Raw genomic sequence first — 18224 nt, forward strand, 5'->3', positions numbered from 1 at the left:
CGCGAGGCCGGACGTCCTCAAGAAGCCGTGGCAGGCCGCGCGCGACGCTCCTAGAAGGGCTCCGCGTCGAACCGGGTCCGCGCCGCCCGGATCGCGCCGTGACGCTCCTCCGCCCATTGCACGAGGCGCGCCAGCGGCTCGAGCAAGGCGGCCCCGAGATCCGTGAGCCGGTACTCGACGCTGGGCGGCTTCGTCGGGAACACGGTCCGCGCGACGAAACCGTCCCGCTCCAGGTCCCGGAGCGTCTGCGTCAGCATCCGCTTCGAGATGTCGGGCAGCGTCCGGAGGAGGGCGCTGAACCGGTGTGGCCCGTCGGCCAGGGCGATCAGGAGCAGCATCGACCACTTGTCGCCGACCCGATCCAGCACGTCCCGCACCGGGCACGCCGCCGGATCGAGGGTTCCGGCCTGCCAGGCCGCGTACTTGGCCGCCAGCTCGGCGCGGGCGAGCGGCACCGCGGTTTCCTCCGAGTAACCTGGTCCCAAAATCCTGCCTCCTTCACCGCGCTGGCGGTCTCATCTAGTGACCTTGCTCCGATATTGAACCATGAGGAGCGAGCATGAGCCCGACCAGTCAGCCGACCTACTTCGTGACCGGCGCCACGGGCCAACTCGGCCGCCAAGTCGTCGCGGCGCTCCTTCAGCGCGTACCGGCCAGCGCGGTGGTGGCCGGCGCGCGCGACACCGAAGGCGAGGCTGCACGGAGCCTGCGAAGGCTCGGCGTCGCGGTCCGACGGGCCGACTACGCGGACCCGACGAGCCTGGACGCGGCGCTCGAGGGCATCCAGCGACTCCTGCTAATCTCGTCCAGCGAGATCGGCCGGCGCGTGGCGCAGCATCGCAACGTCATCGACAGCGCCAATCGGGTCGGTGTCGGTCTGATCGCCTACACGAGCGTCCTGCACGCCGACACGTCGGCACTCGCCCTGGCCGAGGAGCATCGCCGGACCGAGCGGCTGCTCGAAGCCTCCGACGTGCCGTTCGTCCTGCTGCGCAACGGCTGGTACACGGAGAACTACGCCGCCGGTATCGCGCCAGCGCTCGCCCACGGCGCAGTCCTCGGCTGCGCGGGCGTCGGGCGCATCGCCTCGGCCGCGCGGGCCGACTACGCTGCGGCGGCGGCCTCGGTCCTCACCGCCGACGGGCAGGGTGGCCGCGTCTACGAGTTGGCGGGCGACGAGGCCTACACGCTGACCGAGTTCGCCGCGGCGATCGCTGCGGCCGCCGGCAAGCCGGTCGCGTACCGCGATCTGCCGCAGGCCGAGTACGAGGCGGCGCTGGTCGGCGCCGGGATGCCGGCGGACTTCGCGGCGCTGCTCGCCGACTCGGACGCGGCCGCGGCCCGCGGCGCCCTCAACGACGACACGCGTCAGCTGAGCGCGCTGATCGGCAGGCCGACGACGCCCTACCGGTCCACGGTGCGCGACGCCGTCGCGCGGCTCTGAACCCGCGCCGGCCCGTCACTCCGTCTCGGCGATGTAGCGCCCCAGCGCCGCCGCAGCCCTGAGCATGTGGGCGCGCATGCGACGGGCGGCCGTCTCGCCGTCCCCCTCTGCGATGGCCGACAGGATCTCGCCGTGCTCCTCCCGCGAGCGGCGGATCCGGTCGGCGTGGCGGAGCTGCGTGCGCCGGAACGCGGCCAGCCGCTCGCGGATCGCCAGGGCCTGCTCGGCCATAAAGCCGTTGTGCGTCGCCGTGTAGAGTGCCTCGTGGAAGGCGCGGTTGAACCGGTCGTAGGCGTCGACGTCGCCCGCCTCGACCGCCTTGGCGGATTCCTCGTGGAGCTCCATCAGCTCCCCGCGCTCGAGGGGCGTCATCCGGTAGGTGGCTAGCCGGGCGCACATCGCCTCGATCTCGGCGGTCGTCTCGAACATATCGGCGATCCGCTGCGGCGTCAGGCGCGCCACCACCACGCCCCGCCGGGGCCGGATCTCCACGAGGCCCGAGGCCGCGAGCTGGCGCAGTGCCTCACGGACGGGCGTGCGCGATGCGCCGTAGCGATCGGCGAGGTTCTGCTCGTCGAGGGCCGTACCGGCCGCGATCGTCCCCGACGCGATGGCGTCGGTGAGCGCGTCGCGGATCCGGTCCGAGAGCAGCCCGCTGTCGATCTTCTGGAAGTCGCCGTGCATCCGCCGTTCCTCGAGCGTCCCGTGAGCGGCGCCTGCCCGTCCTCGGGAAGACGATACGGGACCATACCCTAATCCGCGCGTGCGGATCCGCTGTTCGGCCGGGAAGCCGGTGAGCCGACGCGTCAGCCGACCAGGGCCCGCACCGTCAGGAACAGGATCGAGGGTCCGACGAGGCAGCCGATGCCGGTGTGGAACGTCGCCGTCAGTGCGCCGTAGGGGACGAGCTTCGGATCCGTCGCCGCGAGGCCTCCGGCGACTCCGCTGACCGTACCCATCAGGCCGCCATACGCCATGGCCGAGCGCGGGTTGTCGAGGCCGATCAGCCGGGCGACCAGGGGCGTTCCGACCATCACCATCACCGCCTTGGTCACTCCGGTGGCGATGGACAGCGCCATCACGGTGGAATCCGCGCCGATCGCCGCGCCGGTGACGGGCCCGACGATGTAGGTGATCGCCCCGGCGCCGATCGTCGTGATCGAGACCGCGTCGTGATAGCCGAAAGCCACGGCGGTCAGGGTGCCGACGATGAACGGCAAGATAGTGCCCAGCGCCAGCGCCAGGACACCCAGTAGGCCCGCGCGCCGCGCCTCGATCACGTCGACCTCGAAGGCGGTGGCGACGATGGCGAAGTCGCGCAGCATCGCCCCGCCCATGAGGCCGATCCCGGCGAGCGCCGGGATGTCGGCGAGGCCCTTCTTCCCGCCCGTGTAGAGCCCGCCGACATAGGCGAGCACCAGACCGAGCACGATCGCGATCGCGGAGCCGTGGACCCGGTCGTTGGTCAGGTGCTTGGCGGCGAAGTTCGAGACCAGGATCAGCGCGCCGACCACCGCGAAGGCGGCCACGAGGCTCTGCTCGACGAAGACGTGCTCGATGCCGTGCCAGATGTCGTGTCCCATGGCGATCACCCCTTCCTTGCGACGGGTTCGGCGTCGCCGCCGATCACGGGTCCGCCGTGCTCGACGGGGCTGCTGCCGGGATCGCGCCGGCCGATCCGGCTCAGCAGGGCGACCGCGCCGAAGCACAGGACCAGAGAGCCGGTCGCGGCGATCAGCACGATCGGGCCGCCGCTCACGGCGGCGACGACGTTCTGCTGGGCCGCCATGGCGACCACGATCGGGATGTACATCCCCGCCCAGAACTCGACGCCGAACTGAACGCCCTTCGTCAGGCGGCCCCGGCGGGACAGCCACAGGCGCGCGGCGATGAGCAGGATCATGGCGATGCCGACGCCGCCGACATTGGCTTTCACGCCGAGGGCGAAGCCGAGGAGATCGCCGAGATACACGCCGACTAGCGTGCAGGCGGCGAGCAGGGCGACACCGAGGACGATCATCGGCGTTGCCCCTTCCAGGAAGCGGCTCTTCCGGCCGCATCCGACGGCCGTATGGACGCGTGCGACATGGCGCGTTGCCTTCCCGGATCGGCCTCGGAGGCCGCTGGTGAAAGTATGCAAGATATTGACAGGCGCGCAATCCCGTATACGAAACTGTGATAGCGAAGGGTTTGAGAATACCAAAGCGCCCGCTATATGACGTTCGGTACACCGGTGGGAGCACGCGGATGGGCGAGTGGCGCGGTGAGAGGCAGGCGCGCGACGCGCGGATCGCGGCGGGGCGCGCCCATGCGGACGGCAAGGTCGTGCCGGCCGGAGCCGTGGTCGACCTTTTGGAGGCCATCCTGCGGCCCGGCGACCGCGTCTGCCTCGAGGGCGACAACCAGAAGCAGGCCGACTGCCTCGCCCGCGGCCTCAGCGCCTGCGATCCCGGGAAGATCCACGACCTGCACATGGTCCAGTCGGGGATCGTGCTGCCCGAGCACCTCGACGTGTTCGAGACCGGGATCGCGAAACGGCTCGACTACTCGTATTCGGGCCCGCAGGGCGCCCGCATCGCCAAGATGCTCTACGGCGGCCAGATCGAGCTCGGGGCGGTGCACACCTACCTGGAGCTGTTCGCCCGCTACTTCGTCGACCTGACGCCCAACGTGGCGCTGATCGCCGGCGTCTCGGCCGACCGGAACGGCAACCTGTATACGGGGCCGAACACCGAGGACACGCCGACCGTCGTGGAGGCGACCGCCTTCAAGAACGGCGTCGTGGTTGCGCAGGTCAACGAGATCGTCGACGCGGTCCCGCGAGTCGACATCCCGGGCGACCGGATCGACTTCGTGGTCGAGGCCGACAGGCCCTTCTACGTGGAGCCGCTCTTCACCCGCGACCCGGCGGCGATGACCGAGACGCAGATCCTGATCGCCATGATGGCGATCAAGGGCATCTACGCCGAGTACGGCATCAAGCGGCTCAACCACGGCATCGGGTTCGGCACGGCGGCGATCGAGCTGCTGCTGCCGACCTACGGCGAGAAGCTCGGCCTCAAGGGCAAGATCGCCACGCACTGGGCGCTGAATCCGCACCCGACCCTGATCCCGGCGATCGAGTCCGGATGGGTCAAGCAGGTCCACTGCTTCGGCTCCGAGGTCGGGATGGACCGTTACATCCGCGAGCGACCAGACGTCTTCTTCACCGGCGCCGACGGGAGCCTGCGCTCGAACCGGGCCTTCTGCCAGACCGCCGGCCTCTACGCCTGCGACATGTTCATCGGCGCGACCCTGCAGATCGACCTGATGGGCCATTCCTCGACCATCACCCAGTCGCGGGTGGCGGGCTTCGGCGGGGCGCCCAACATGGGGTCGGACCCGCACGGACGACGCCACCCCTCCGACGCCTGGATGAAGGCCGGCCGCGAGGGCCAGATCGTCGGCGATCCGGCACTGATGCGCGGGCGCAAGCTCGTCGTGCAGCTGGTCGAGACCTTCGGCGACAAGCTGGTGCCGACCTTCGTGGAGAAGCTCGACGCCCTCGAACTGGCCAAAAAGATCGGCCTCGAGCTGGCGCCGGTCATGATCTACGCGGACGACGTCACTCACATCGTCACCGAGGAAGGCATCGCCAACCTCCTGCTCTGCCGCGACGCCGACGAGCGCGAGCAGGCGATCCGGGGCGTGGCCGGCTACACCGAGGTCGGTCGCGGTCGAGACCGGGCGAAGGTCGAGGATCTGCGCGCCCGGGGCGTCATCCGACGCCCGGAGGATCTGGGCATCGAGCCGCTCGACGCCGACCGCGCACTGCTCGCCGCGAAGTCGATCAAGGATCTCGTGCACTGGTCCGGCGGGCTCTACGAGCCGCCCGCCCGCTTCCGGAACTGGTAGCGTCGCGCGATGACGTATCCGCACCCGAGGAGCCGGCGATGGAATCCCTGACCTTCCGCCACACCACCAGGAAGCCGCTGGCCGGCTCGGCGCCGAGCGCGATCACCGGCGTCGTCGCCTCCGGAAACCTGGAGATCCTGTTGGAGCGGGTGCTGCCGCCGAATGCCTGCGAGGTGGCCATCGAGACCCCGATCGCCGGCTACGGCGACGTCTGGGAGGCGGTGGTGGCCGATTTCGTTGCCCGGGCGCAGCCGGGCGGCCTCCGCATCAGCATCAACGACGGCGGCGCCCGCCCCGACACCGTGTCGCTGCGCCTGCTCCAGGGCGCGCGGCTGATGGAGGCCTGACCATGGCTGCCGACCGCGCCGCGCGCTTCGATCCGGATGCCCTGAGCTGGTACGAGGCCACCGCCCGCCAGCGCGTGCTGGCGCTCACCGATCCGGGAAGCTTCCGCGAGTTCCTGCCGCCGACCGAGCGGCGGATGAGCCCGCACCTGCCGCTCTTCGACCTGCCCCGCGCCTTCGACGACGGTATCGTGGTCGGGGGCGCGCGCCTCGACGGCGACCCGGTCCTGGTCGCCGCCCAGGAGGGCCGCTTCATGGGCGGCGCCTTCGGCGAGGTGCACGGCGGCAAGCTGGTCGGCCTGCTCCGCGCGGCCCTGGAGCGGAAGCCGAAGGCGGTCCTCATCTTGTTCGACACCGGCGGCGTCCGCCTTCAGGAGGCCAATGCCGGCGAGACGGCCATTGCCGAGACCATGCGGGCCATCGTCGACGTCCGCGCGGCCGGCATCCCGGTCGTCGGGCTGATCGGCGGGCGGGCCGGCTGCTACGGCGGCGGCGGCCTCATCGCCGGCACCTGCTCGCGGCTCGCCGTGTCGGAGAGCGGGCGCATCTCGGTCTCCGGCCCCGAGGTGATCGAGACCAACAAAGGCGCCGAGGAGTTCGATTCCCGCGACCGCGCTCTGGTCTGGCGGACCATGGGTGGCAAGCATCGTCGCCTGATCGGGGGCGCCGACGCCTTCTGCGCCGACACGGTCGCGGCCTTCTGCGCGGCCGCCCGCGACCTCGTCGGCCGAGCGCCGGCCTTCGATCTGGCGACCCTGGACGCCGAGCAGGCGCGCCTGGAGGCCCGGATCGAGCGGTTCGGCGACTGCCGCGACGCCACGGATGTCTGGGCGCGCCTCGGCGTGAACGATCCCGACGCGGTGCCGGCGATGGACACGACCGCCTTCGACGAGACCGTGGCCCGGAGCCCGGAGGCCGACCATGACGCTCGCTGAGATCCTCGCCTCCCTGTTCCCGCGAGGACACGCGGTGGCGGTGCTCGACGGCCTCGTGACCGGGACCGGCCCCTTCGCGGACGGCCGGATGCACGTCGTGGGCGTCGACGGCGACACGCCCCTGGGCGTCGACGGGGCGCTGGTCCTGTCGCGCGCCGTGCTCGACGCCGTCCGGGCCGGCGACCGCGCGCCGATCCTCGTGGCGGTGGATTCCGACAGCCAGCGCATGAGCCGCCGCGACGAGTTGCTGGGTCTCAACGAGTGCCTCGCGCATCTCGCCAAGGCGCTGCTCCTGGCCGACCGGTCGGGCCATCCCACGATCGGTCTGATCTACGGCCACTCGGCCGCCGGCGCCTTCATCGCCACGGCGCTCGCGACGCGGGTCCTCGCGGCCCTACCCGGGGCGAACCCGAGCGTGATGGACCTGCCGTCCGTCGCCCGGGTGACCAAGCTGCCGCTCGACACGCTGAAGGACATGGCGAAGTCGACGCCCGTCTTCGCGCCCGGCCTCGACAACATGGTGGCGACCGGCGCCGTCCACGTGGTTCTAAACCCGGACCTGTGCCTGGAGGGCCAGATCCGCGCGGTGATCGATACCCTGCCGGCGGAGGATATCCGCGACCGGCTGGGTGCCGAGCGGGGCGGTCGCCCGGTCGCCCGCACCGTCGCGGCGGCCGTGGCCGACCAAGCCCGTCTTGGCTGAGCCGTTCCGACGCCACGACCTCGTCCGGGTCGATCCGGCGGCCTGGGCGGCGTGGCGCGCGGACCGGCCCGACCTCGTCGCCGTCCCCCATATCGAGGGCTGGGCCGCTGCGGGCCGGCCGCTGATCGTCCGCCGCCGCGTCCCCGGAGAGATCGGCGACGCGGTGCCGCTCGGCCTGCCGCTGCCGCCCGCGGACGGCAAGCGGCGGATCGGGCTAGCGCTGCCGGCATCGGCGCTGGCGCCCGCACCGGTGGTGACCCTCGCCCAGGCCGCCACTTGCGCGCCGGCGGCCTGGGGCCCGAGCCTCGACGCCCTGACGGCGCTCGGCCGGCGGCACGGCCTCGTGCCGCGCCCCTTCGGCAGCCTGCTCTGGCAGGCGGTCACCGGCCTGACCTACCTGAGCGCCAGCTCCGATCTCGACCTGCTCTGGCCGTGCCCACCACCGGTGCCGGTCAACCTTCTCGACGGCATCGCCGCCGCGGCGGAGACGGCGCCGATGGGCATCGACGGCGAGATCCAGTTGCCGGACGGCGCCGACCTGCACTGGCGCGAGCTGCGCGACGCGCCGGAGGACGGCTCGGTGCTCGCCAAGAGCCTGGACCGGCTGGTCCTGCGGTCGGTCGCGGGCCTGCGGGGCGCGCCCCCGGCATGACCCTCGCGATCCTCCTCTCCGGCCAGGGCGGCCAGCACCCGGCGATGTTCGACATCACGGCCGAACATCCGGCGGCCCAGGACGTGTTCGCGGCCGCGAGACCGCTCCTCGACGGCGCCGACCCGCGCGACCTGGCCCGCGCGGGCGGCGACACCCTGAACGCCAATCGGACCGGGCAGATCCTGTGTTGCGTCGCCGCCCTGTCGGCGTGGCGGGCCCTGGCCGAGGCGATGCCGGACCGGTCGATCGTGGCCGGGTACAGCATCGGCGATCTGGCCGCCTGGGGCGTCGCCGGGCGCCTCGACACCGCGGACGTGCTCGCCCTGGCCGCCCGGCGTGCGGAGGCCATGGACGCCGCGTCCGGCGCGGGGTTCGGGCTGGCGGGGATCCGCGGCCTGAGCCTCGCGACGCTCGAGGATCTCGCGGCGCGACACGGCTGCCACCTCGCCATCCGCAACGCGGCCGACAGCGGCGTCGTCGGCGGTCCGCGCGCGGCGCTGGTGGCGCTGTGCCGAGAGGCGACCGGCGCCGGCGCGCAGCGTGCCGTGGTCCTGCCCGTCCACACCCCGTCGCACACGCCGCTGCTGGACGCTGCGACGGCGGCCTTCCGGGACGCGCTCGCCGCGGTACCGCCGCGCCGCCCGCCCCCTCGCATGCCCCGGCTGGTCAGTGGGCTGGACGGAAGCACGGTGTTTCGGGATGCCGAGGGTCGCGACAAGCTGGCGCTCCAGATCTCGCGCACGATCGACTGGGCCGCCTGCCTGGAGGCGTGCCGCGAGTACGGCGCGGACCGCGTGCTCGAACTCGGGCCGGGCCACGCCCTCGCCACCATGGCCCGGGCCGCGCTCCCGGCGGCGCGCGTCCACGCCGTCGAGGAATTCCGCTCGCTCGACGGCGTGGCGGACTGGCTCGCGCGACCTTAGCCGTGCCGCACTGGGGCCGCACGACCATTGCAGTAGGCTGTCGAGTTGCGACGCTAGTCTGGCGATGTGCCGCTCCGGCTCCGCTTGCTTGGCGCAATACTGATGTCGACACATCGCCTTGACGCGCGGCCCGTTGCGGTCGTAGCAGCCGGGCATCTTCGGGACGGGACGGGTTCATGACGGCCAAGCGAGCGCTGATCACGGGTGTGACGGGCCAGGACGGCGCGTATCTGGCGCAGCTGCTCCTGCAGAAGGGCTACGCCGTCACCGGCATCGTGCGGCGCTCCAGCCATGCCGGCGTCTTCGACCACCGGTTGAAGTGGCTCGGCATCACCGACGATGTCGAGCTGGTCGACGGCAACCTGCTCGACCAGTCCGCCCTGCTGCGCATCGTCCAGGCCACGAAGCCCGACGAGATCTACAACCTCGCCGCCCAGTCGTTCGTGACCTCGTCCTGGCAGCAGCCGCTGCTCACCGGGCAGGTGACCGGCCTCGGCGCCGTGCACATGCTCGAATGCCTGCGCTCGGCGGCCCCCCAGGCGCGTTACTACCAGGCCTCGACCTCGGAGATGTTCGGCCTGATCCAAGAGGCCAAGCAGAGCGAGTCGACGCCGTTCTACCCGCGTTCGCCCTACGGCGTGGCCAAGCTGTACGCGCACTGGATGACCATCAACTACCGCGAGAGCTTCGGGCTGCACGCGTCGAACGGCATCCTGTTCAACCACGAGAGCCCGCTGCGCGGCGTCGAGTTCGTCACCCGCAAGGTCACCGACGCGGTGGCGCGGATCAAGCTCGGGCAGCAGAAGGAGCTGCGGCTCGGCAACATCGACGCCAAGCGCGACTGGGGCCACGCCCGGGACTACGTGAAGGCGATGTGGCTGATGCTTCAGCAGGACCGCCCGGACGATTACGTGATCGCGACCGGCCGGACCACGACGGTGCGGGACATGTGCGAGATCGCGTTCAAGCATGTCGGCCTGAAGGTGGACGACCACCTGATCGTCGACCCGGCGCTGTTCCGGCCGGCGGAGGTCGAGGTGCTGCTGGGCAACCCCGCCAAGGCCAAGGCGACGTTCGGCTGGGAGGCCGAGACCAGCCTCGAGGCGCTGATCACCGAGATGGTCGACGCCGACATCAAGCGCCTCAGCGCCAACGCCTGAGCCGTCGGGCTCGCCGTGGGCGGGCTCCGGATCCATATGGCGCGCATCCCCGGACGGAGAGGCGCGCCGTGAAGACCTACCAGCTCTACATCGACGGGCAGTCCGTCGATCCGGTCGAGGGCGCGTGGTTCGAGTCCATCGACCCCTATCGCGGCGAGCCCTGGGCGCGGATCCCGCGCGCCGGGCGCGCCGACGTCGACCGGGCGGTGGCCGCCGCCAAGCGCGCCATGTGGGACGGCCCCTGGGCGACCATGACGGCCTCGGCCCGCGGCAAGGTCCTGCGCCGGATCGGCGATCTCGTCGAGCGCGAGGCCGAGGCGCTGGCCGAGATCGAGGTTCGCGACAACGGCAAGCTGTTCGCCGAGATGTACGGCCAGACCCGCTACCAGCCGGAATGGTGGTGGTACTACGCGGGGCTCGCCGACAAGGTCGAGGGCGCGCAGGTGCCGATCGACAAGCCCGAGACCTTCGCGTTCACCCGGCACGAGCCGGTGGGCGTGGTCGGGGCGCTGACGGCGTGGAACTCGCCGCTCCTGTTCGTCGCCTGGAAATGCGCGCCCGCGCTCGCGGCGGGCTGCGCGGTCGTGGTGAAGCCGTCCGAGTTCGCCTCCGCGAGCACGCTGGAATTCGCCCGCCTGACCAAGGAGGCCGGGCTGCCCGACGGCATGTTCAACGTCGTCACCGGCTACGGCGGCGAGGCCGGCACCGCCATCGTCGAGCATCCCGACGTCGCCAAGATCACCTTCACGGGCTCGGACGTCACCGGCGCGAAAGTCTACGAGGCCGCCGCCCGGCAGATCAAGCGCGTCTCCCTGGAGCTAGGCGGGAAATCGCCCAACATCGTCTTCGCCGATGCCGACCTGAAGGCCGCCGCCGCGGGGGCGATCTCGGGCATCTTCGCGGCCACCGGGCAGACCTGCATCGCCGGCTCGCGCCTGCTGGTGCAGAACAGCATCCGCCAGGAATTCACCGAGCGCCTGATCGAGCTGGCCCGCACCGCCAAGCTCGGCGACCCGATGCAGGCCGACACCAATATCGGGCCGATCACGACGCCGCCCCAGTACACGAAGGTGCTCGACTACATCGCGCTCGCCAAGAGCGAGGGCGCGCGCTGCGTCTTCGGCGGCAACCCCGCCTCCGGACCCGGCGTGCTCGGCGGCCAGTTCGTCGAGCCGACGATCTTCACGGGCGTCACCAACGACATGCGCATCGCCCAGGAGGAGGTGTTCGGCCCGGTGCTGTCGATCATCGGCTTCGAGGACGAGGCCGAGGCGCTGAGGGTCGGCAACGACGTGATCTACGGGCTCGCGGCGGGTGTCTGGACCCAGGATATCGGCCGCGCGATGCGCATGTCGAAGGGTCTGCGGGCCGGCACCGTCTGGGTGAACACCTACCGGGCGGTGAGCTACATGATGCCGTTCGGCGGCATGAAGCGCTCGGGCATCGGCCGCGAGAGCGGCATCGAATCGATCCGCGAGTACCTGGAGACCAAGAGCGTCTGGATCTCCACGAGCCGCGACGCCCCGGAGAACCCCTTCGTCATGCGCTGAGCACGCGGGCCGCGCCGCGATCCGTGGCGGCGCGGTCCCTAATCCGGGGCCGATTGGGCGCGGTCCGGTGGCAGCGCGAGGGATGCCAGGACGAAGCCCATGAAGAAGAGGAAGTACTGGTTGACCGATAATTCCTCGAACATGAGCGACGGGATCAGGAACACCGCGCTGTAGGTCAGGAACGGCCCGAAGGCGGCGGGCGCCAGCAGGATTCGCCCGAGGCCGGCGACGAGGAGCAGCGCCGCGGCGATGCCGCTCTGGAGTGCCAGCGACACGAAGCCGTTGTGTGGTGTCACGAGCCCGGTCAGGGCCTGCAGCTCCTCCCGGCGGGCGACCTCGCCGACGCCGAACGGGTACTCGAGGACCAGCTGGAGCGCGGTCACGCCGGACAGGAACCGCTCGTCGAAATTGCCCGTGACGTTGTGGTCCTCGGCGAAGCGCCGCTCGATCGCCTGGGACAGCGTCCCCGGCAGCGGGATCTCCCCCGTCACCGCCCAGGCCACGAGGAGGACGCCCAGGACGCCGAGCGCGGCCAGCACCGCGGGCGCCTTGAGGTTCCGCCGCATCAGCAGGCCGAGGAACAGGATCGGCATGAACAGGCCGGCGCGGTTGTTGGTGAACGGGAAGCTCGCCAGGAGGGCCGCGAAGTAGGCGAGATAGACGATCTTCAGTCGATAGCGCAGGCTGAGCAGCAGGGCCGCGGCCCCGGCCAGGGCGAAGACGTGGCCGGTCTCGTTGCCCGAGGCCCAGAGGCCGCCCTGCTTGTCCTGCACGAACATCTTCAGCTCCTCGTCGAGCCCGTCCGTGGGAACGGCGAGTCCGAACCGGTCGAGCGGCATGCCGGAGGCGGCGAGCAGCAGGACCGCGAGGGAGGCGAGCATGCCGGCGAGCAGGCCGACGCAGAATGCGTCCTGGACGCGCCGGTCGCGGAACATCACCAGCAGGATGAACGCCTGGACCACGTAGAGCAGCAGGACGAGGGTCAGGTAGACGTCGCCCGCCTGCTTGTGCGCCTTCAGCACCAACGAGGCCGCGATCAGCGCCAGGATGCCGGCGAGGGGCGCGGCCTGCCGCAGTGCCTCCGCGACGACGGCGCGGCGCAACCCAAGCCAGGGGATGAGCAGGAACGGCAGCAGGTCGGACAGGCGCTGGAACGGCAGCCCGAAGGTCGAGGTCAGGACGTTGAAGTTCAGGGCGGCGCCGAGCAGGAACACGGCGACGCGGTCCGCGAGGAGGGACGCGGCCGGCGCGCGCGTCTCGATCGGCAACGCCTGTCCCGCCATCACCCTGCACCGTCCCCGCGCATCGGCCGCCGATGAACCCTCCGCCGGCCGCGGCCTCTAGCGGGCAGTGTCGCCCACAAAGGTTGGCGGAGGGTGCAGATCAGGCGGGGCGCCGCAGGAAGAGGCCGACGGCCGTGCGCAGCGTGCCGCGCATGAAGATCCAGGCGAGGCCCAGATAGGCCGCGATCCCGATCCCGACCGCCGCGAAGAGGCCGAACCGGTCCCCGAGGACGGTGTGGACCGGACCCTGGACGACCAGCACGAGCCCGGCCATCGCGCCGGCGCAGAGCGTGATCGGCGCGAGGAGCCGCACGAGCCGCCCGTTCGTGACCGGGACGACGCGCCCCGCGCTGGCGACGATCGCGGGCGTGAACAGGTAGGCCCGCACCACGTGCCCGGCGACCAGGGCGGCGAGGCCGAAGGGCGCGGTGACGACGGCCGCCGCGGCGCCGAGGCCGAACTGCGCGCCGGCGAGCCGCAGGGCCGTGCCGTTGCGGCCCAGGGCCGTGAAGATCATCCACAGCATCGAGGTCGCGACGAATTCCGGGGCGAGGAGCGCGAGCGTCCGCAGCACCGGCGCCGCGTCGTGCCACTGGTCGCCGAACAGGAACGGGATGAGGGTCGGGGCGACGGCCGCCATGCCGAAGAAGGCCGGCACGGCCAGGAACGCGGAGGCCTCGGTGAATCCGTGGAAGGCCGCGGCCAGCTCGCCCGGACGGTCCTGGAGGCGCGCGTAGGTGGTCAGCCCGACCGTGGTCAGCGGGATGACCGCGACCTGGCTCACGAGGTCGATGCAGCGCCACGCGAGGCGCAGGTAGCCGACATCGGTGGCGGACAGGAAGTAGGCCGCGATGACTTCCTGGCTCCGGATCGAGGCGACGAGCAGCAGATAAGTGCAGAACAGCCGCGAGCCGAACGCGATCTGCTCGCGCACGGAGGCGAGGTGCAGCCGCAGCGGCGGAATCCAGCGGGCCGCCGCCCAGGTCAGGAGCGTGGTCGCGGTCGCGGCGACGAGCCGCTGCACCACCAGGCTCCAGACGCCGTAGCCGTCGAGGGCCAGCACGAGGGCCGCGGCGCCGCCGAGCACGTTGGCGCCGAGCGCCCGCAGGGCGAGCTTGCGGAAGCCGAAGCTCCGCTGGAGCCGCGCTTCGTGGATCGCGCCCGCGGCGGTGATGACGAAACAGGCGGAGAGCGCGCACAGGACCGGCCGCAGCGCCGGCAGGTCGAAGATCCAGGCGATCGGGCCGGCCAGGGCCACGAGGCCCACGGCGCATAGGACACCCGTGGCGAGCATCACCCAGAAGGCGGTGGCGGCGAAGTCCTCGTCGAGGTCGGCGCGCTGGACCACCGCGTCGGGCAGGCCGCAGCGGGCGACGATCTGCAGGATGTCGATGAAGACCGCGGCGATCGCTACCATCCCGAACTCGGCGGGCCCGATGAGGCGGGCGAGCACGAGGAACACCCCGAAGCTGAGGACCACGTTGCCGACCGAGGCCACCGCCACCCAGCGCGCGGCGTCGAACGAGCGCCGCGTCATCGCGGCGCCGGAGGCGAGCCCCGGCTCCTCCTCGGCGGCGGCCGCCTCCGACAGGACCGGCGCGGCGGCGCTCACGGGCGGCTCGCCCGACGCTCGGCAACGAGTTCGGCATAGAGATCGAGGTACTTCTCGGCGACGCGCTCCGAGGTCGATTCGCGGATGACGTGTTGGAAGGCGCGCTCGTCCGGCAGGTCACCGCGGCCGCGGGCGATCACGGTCCGCAGCCGTGCGGCGAGGTCGGCGTCGTCGCCCGGCGTGAACAGCCAGTCGGCGTTGTCCTCGCCGATCAGCTCGGGGATGCCGCCCGAGCCCGCCCCGATCACCGGAACGCCCATCGTGTAGGCCTCGTAGATCGTCCGCGGCGACGGCTCGGCCCAGAACGACGGGACGATGAGCACGTCGATCGCGCTGAGGAACTCGGCGGGTTTCGCCCAGCCGACGAAGTCGATGGGCAGGCCCTCGGCCTGCGCCTTGAACCGCTCGATCGAGTCGTCCATCGCGTGGCCGGCGACGAGGCAGCGCCAGTCGCCGGGACCGATCCGCCGGAAGGCGTCGATCATCGTGCCGACCCCCTTCTCGGTGTTGATCCGGCCGAGATAGCCGAAGGTCATCGGCTGGCCGGTCCGGTCGATCCGGCGCCTGGCCTCCGGGTCGCCCTCTGGGACGGTGCAGGAATAGAAGATCACCCGGCGCCGCTCGGGCGCGAGATGCGCGAACAACCCGTGGTCGACATGGGTCTTCAGGATCTCGGTGCCGACGCTGACGACGGCGTCCACCGACCGGTTGGTGATCTGCTTGGCGGCGTTGACCACCTTGCAGCCCAGGTGCCAGCGGTCGCACGGCTTGCCGTCCCTGAACATCGCGGCGTTGCCGCAGATCAGGTCGTACTCGCAGACCGTGTGGACGATCGGGATCCCGCGCTTGGCCGCCTCGCGCCAGACGAGGGTCGAGACGTCGAGCAGCGAGTGCGTGTTGACTATGTCGGGGCGGAAATCGTCGAGGACGCGGCCGAACTCGGCCGCGACGGCGAAATTCCACTGCTGCTTGAGCTTCGCCCAGGCGCGGCCGAAGCGGCTCGCCTGGGGCCAGTCCTCGAGCCAGAAATCGTTGTGGTGGGCCATGCGGTAGACGGTGACGCCGCCGCGCACGCTCTTGGGCTCGGGCTCCCGGGCGATGCAGGCCGCCGCCACCGTGTGGCCGGCCGCGACGAGTTCTTCGGCGAGGTGCTCCACCGAGCGCTCGGCGCCGCCCACGATGTAGGGCGGGTAGAGGGCGCTGAGATGCAGGATCCGCAGGGGGCCGGTCACCGCGCGCGCGGCCGCCTGATCCCTCGGGCGGTCCCGGTCCTGGGCGCGGGGTTCCTCCGAGAGGACCCGGGCGTAGCTCGACGACAGGGTGGGGGTCATCATGAACGGCACTCGCTGAGGTGCGGGCGCTCCGCGCGGGCGGAAGGCTCGGGAAGCGGTTCGATGGAGGCCGCGTCGCGGGTCGCGGCGTAGAGATCGAGATAGGCGGTCGCCACAGCGACCGGATCGGTGCCGGCGCGGATGCGTGCGGCGCGGGCGAGCCCCTCGGCGAGACGGGCCGGCTCCGCGATGATCCGGGCCATCGCGGCGGCGAGCGCCGGCACGTCGCCGGGCGGGACCAGCCAGGGGCCGGACCCGACCTGCTCGCCGATGCCGCCGGTCGCGGTGCCGATCACCGGGACGCCGCGCCCGTAGGCCTCTGCCACCGTCCGGCCGAAAGGCTCGGGCCAGATCGGCGGGACCACGAGGCAGTCGAGATCGTCCAGGAAGGCGTCGCGCTCGGCGTAGCCCGGGAAGGTCACGGGCAGGCCCTCGGCCAGGGCTCGGTAGCGGTCCAGTCCGTCCACGGCGCGACCCGCAACAGCGAGGCGCCAGCCCGCCTCCGGCAGGCGCCGGCAGGCCTCGAGGAGGACATCGAGTCCCTTCGCACCCTCGATCCGGCCCAGATAGCCGAACCGGACCGGCGCGCCGGGCGCCCGCTTCGCCCGCGTCACCGGCGAGCCGGGCGGGATCGGGTTCCAGATCACCCGGCGCAGCGCCGGCGGCACGTGGGTGAAGAGGCCGGCCGCGAGGTGGCGGTCGAGGATGTCCGAGCCCACGGCGGCGACGGCCGTCACGGCGCGCTGGCAGCGCCGGTGCGGCGCGGCGTAGAGGCGGCACTTGAGATGCTGCTGGGAGCAGGGACGCCCGTGGCGCACCATCGCGCCGTTGGTGCAGAGGCTGGTGAAGTCGTGCAGCGTGTGCACGACCGGCATCCGGAGCCGCCGCAGCATCGGCCAGAGCGCCGGCGGTAGCTCGGAGATGGAATGCGTGTTCACGAGGTCGGGGGCGAAGTCCCGGACCGCCCGCGCCATCCGGTCGACGGCGTGGCGGTTCCACTGCGCCGCGACCTTGTAGCGGAGGCGCTCGACCCGCCCGTGCTGCGGCCAATCGAGGATGTGGAACGGCGTCCCGTAGCCAGTCCGGTAAACCGTGACGCCGTCCTGCAGGACCGGTCCGCCCTCGGTCCGCGCCGCGCAGGCAACGGCGACGCTGTGGCCGAGATCCGCCTGGGTCCGGGAGAGCGTCCCGACCATCAGTTCGGCGCCACCGACCTGCTCGGGCGCGTAGAGCGAGCTAAGGTGCAGGATGCGCATGCGGCACCTCCCGGGCGGAACGCGCCGCCGCGCCGTCTTGCAGCGCGTCGAGCAGCAGTGTCTCGTAGCGGCGCGCGGTCTCGGCCCAGTCGTAGCGCCGGACATTGTCGCGGCCGCGGGCGATCAGCGCGGCCCTGAGTCCCGACTCGTCGAGCAGGCGGCGCAGGCATTCGGTCAGCGCCGCCGCGTCGTCGGGATCGAAGGTGAGGGCGCCGGCTCCCGCGATCTCGGGCGTCGCGGAGCGGTCCGAGCAGATCACCGGACAATCGAGGGCCTGCGCCTCCAGAACGGGCAGGCAGAATCCCTCGGCGAAGGACGGGACGCACAGGCACAGCGCGCCGCGATAGAGGGCCGCCAGCCTGTCGTCGCCGATGCCCGACAGGCGGGTCAGGGGGACCGGCGCGTCGCCGAGTGCGGCGGCGACGGCCTCGTCGGAATCCTCGCCGACGTGGACGATCCCGATCCCCGGCCTCCCGAGCGCGACCACGGCGCGCGCGAGGGTCGCGAAGTTCTTGTTGTAGAGGGCGTTGCCGACGGCCAGCACGTACGGCCCCGCCGGGACTTCGACGACGGAACAAGCCACTGATGGGTCCAGCATGGCCGCGGACGGCACGGTCCGCGTCCGGCCGCGGAGCTGCGGATAATGGTACTCCAGATCGCGCCGTGTCGCCTCCGAGACGGCGATTACCCGGGTGCTGTTGCCGAGGACCAGGCGGAAGATGGGGTCGGTGGTCAGGGCCTCGCGGGAACGGATGCGCTCGGGCAGGGTGCGGAAATAGAGGTCGTGCACCACGCTGACGCGGGCGCGTCCGCCGAAGGCCGCCCCGTACGGGTCGATGTTCAGCACCACGTCGATGCCGCGGGCGCGGCACAGCCGCGGGACGGCGAGGCACTGGCGCAGGACGTCGAGCAGCATGATCCGCGGCCGCGGCACCGTCACGACCTCGACGCGGTCGCGGATCGACGCCGGCAGCTGGTCGCGGCGCCACGGGGAGCGGAGCACCACCGCGAAGGTGCCGCGCGCGACTAGGCCGGCGATCACCCGGAAGGCGACGAGCGCGACGCCCGACGGCCGACCGGCATGCTGGCTCGGCATGTTGACGAGGACGCGCGGCATGGCGGGTCTGGCGGCTCCGA

18 protein-coding genes are annotated in these 18224 nt (G+C 71.9%); 9 read left to right on the forward strand and 9 right to left on the reverse strand.

Features of this window, described 5'->3' with window-relative positions:
• Positions 1-50: 50 nt before the first annotated feature.
• Positions 51-485, reverse strand: a complete 435-nt coding sequence (locus BMY19_RS04360; RefSeq protein WP_091677906.1) for a winged helix-turn-helix transcriptional regulator — start codon at positions 483-485, stop codon at positions 51-53.
• 74 nt (positions 486-559) lie between these two features.
• Between BMY19_RS04360 and BMY19_RS04365 the strand changes: the two genes are divergently transcribed.
• Positions 560-1444, forward strand: coding sequence for an NmrA family NAD(P)-binding protein (locus BMY19_RS04365; RefSeq protein ID WP_100250957.1), 885 nt, complete (start codon positions 560-562; stop codon positions 1442-1444).
• A gap of 15 nt (positions 1445-1459) precedes the next feature.
• Here the strand turns inward: BMY19_RS04365 and BMY19_RS04370 are convergent, their stop codons facing one another.
• From BMY19_RS04370 to madL, 3 genes are all read right to left on the reverse strand, one after another.
• Positions 1460-2128: a GntR family transcriptional regulator gene (locus BMY19_RS04370; protein ID WP_020091534.1), complete on the reverse strand. Its 669-nt coding sequence runs from the start codon at positions 2126-2128 to the stop codon at positions 1460-1462.
• A gap of 122 nt (positions 2129-2250) precedes the next feature.
• On the reverse strand, positions 2251-3015 hold the full coding sequence (madM, locus tag BMY19_RS04375; protein ID WP_100251120.1) for a malonate transporter subunit MadM: 765 nt from the start codon (positions 3013-3015) through the stop codon (positions 2251-2253).
• A gap of 17 nt (positions 3016-3032) precedes the next feature.
• Positions 3033-3464: a malonate transporter subunit MadL gene (gene madL / locus BMY19_RS04380; protein WP_100250958.1), complete on the reverse strand. Its 432-nt coding sequence runs from the start codon at positions 3462-3464 to the stop codon at positions 3033-3035.
• A 227-nt stretch (positions 3465-3691) separates the two neighbouring features.
• On the opposite strand from madL, the gene mdcA reads away from it, so the two are divergent.
• The 8 genes from mdcA (at position 3692) to BMY19_RS04420 (ending at position 11605) form a co-directional block, all read left to right on the forward strand.
• On the forward strand, positions 3692-5338 hold the full coding sequence (gene mdcA / locus BMY19_RS04385; RefSeq protein WP_100250959.1) for a malonate decarboxylase subunit alpha: 1647 nt from the start codon (positions 3692-3694) through the stop codon (positions 5336-5338).
• 38 nt (positions 5339-5376) lie between these two features.
• Positions 5377-5685, forward strand: a complete 309-nt coding sequence (mdcC, locus tag BMY19_RS04390) for a malonate decarboxylase acyl carrier protein (protein WP_100250960.1) — start codon at positions 5377-5379, stop codon at positions 5683-5685.
• Between the two features lie 2 nt (positions 5686-5687).
• Positions 5688-6617 (forward strand): biotin-independent malonate decarboxylase subunit beta, encoded by a 930-nt coding sequence (locus tag BMY19_RS04395; RefSeq protein ID WP_100250961.1) that lies wholly within the window; start codon positions 5688-5690, stop codon positions 6615-6617.
• Complete coding sequence (gene mdcE / locus BMY19_RS04400; RefSeq protein ID WP_100250962.1) at positions 6604-7320, forward strand: biotin-independent malonate decarboxylase subunit gamma; 717 nt, start codon at positions 6604-6606, stop codon at positions 7318-7320. Before BMY19_RS04395 ends, mdcE begins: the two co-directional genes overlap by 14 nt.
• The gene (gene mdcG, locus BMY19_RS04405) at positions 7313-7972 is read left to right on the forward strand and encodes a malonate decarboxylase holo-[acyl-carrier-protein] synthase (protein ID WP_100251121.1); all 660 of its coding nucleotides are present in this window, start codon (positions 7313-7315) and stop codon (positions 7970-7972) included. Before mdcE ends, mdcG begins: the two co-directional genes overlap by 8 nt.
• On the forward strand, positions 7969-8895 hold the full coding sequence (locus BMY19_RS04410) for an acyltransferase domain-containing protein (RefSeq protein WP_100250963.1): 927 nt from the start codon (positions 7969-7971) through the stop codon (positions 8893-8895). The genes mdcG and BMY19_RS04410 overlap by 4 nt, the downstream gene beginning before the upstream one ends.
• A 176-nt stretch (positions 8896-9071) precedes the next feature.
• Positions 9072-10055 (forward strand): GDP-mannose 4,6-dehydratase, encoded by a 984-nt coding sequence (gene gmd / locus BMY19_RS04415; protein WP_100250964.1) that lies wholly within the window; start codon positions 9072-9074, stop codon positions 10053-10055.
• Positions 10056-10123: 68 nt separating this feature from the next.
• A complete protein-coding gene (locus tag BMY19_RS04420) occupies positions 10124-11605 on the forward strand; it encodes an aldehyde dehydrogenase (RefSeq protein ID WP_100250965.1) in 1482 nt (493 codons plus the stop codon).
• 38 nt (positions 11606-11643) lie between these two features.
• Here the strand turns inward: BMY19_RS04420 and BMY19_RS04425 are convergent, their stop codons facing one another.
• From BMY19_RS04425 to BMY19_RS04445, 5 genes are all read right to left on the reverse strand, one after another.
• A complete protein-coding gene (locus BMY19_RS04425) occupies positions 11644-12873 on the reverse strand; it encodes an O-antigen ligase family protein (protein ID WP_244534828.1) in 1230 nt (409 codons plus the stop codon).
• Positions 12874-12988: 115 nt separating this feature from the next.
• Complete coding sequence (locus BMY19_RS04430; protein ID WP_100250967.1) at positions 12989-14500, reverse strand: lipopolysaccharide biosynthesis protein; 1512 nt, start codon at positions 14498-14500, stop codon at positions 12989-12991.
• Positions 14497-15720 carry a glycosyltransferase family 4 protein gene (locus tag BMY19_RS04435; protein WP_056522266.1) on the reverse strand — a complete coding sequence of 408 codons (1224 nt, stop codon included), beginning with the start codon at positions 15718-15720 and terminating at the stop codon, positions 14497-14499. Before BMY19_RS04435 ends, BMY19_RS04430 begins: the two co-directional genes overlap by 4 nt.
• 110 nt (positions 15721-15830) lie before the next feature.
• A complete protein-coding gene (locus tag BMY19_RS04440; RefSeq protein WP_100250968.1) occupies positions 15831-17087 on the reverse strand; it encodes a glycosyltransferase family 4 protein in 1257 nt (418 codons plus the stop codon).
• Positions 17068-18204, reverse strand: a complete 1137-nt coding sequence (locus BMY19_RS04445; protein ID WP_100250969.1) for a glycosyltransferase family 4 protein — start codon at positions 18202-18204, stop codon at positions 17068-17070. Before BMY19_RS04445 ends, BMY19_RS04440 begins: the two co-directional genes overlap by 20 nt.
• Positions 18205-18224 lie beyond the last annotated feature (20 nt).

Source organism: Methylobacterium sp. UNC300MFChir4.1, from assembly GCF_900110155.1.
GTDB lineage: Bacteria > Pseudomonadota > Alphaproteobacteria > Rhizobiales > Beijerinckiaceae > Methylobacterium.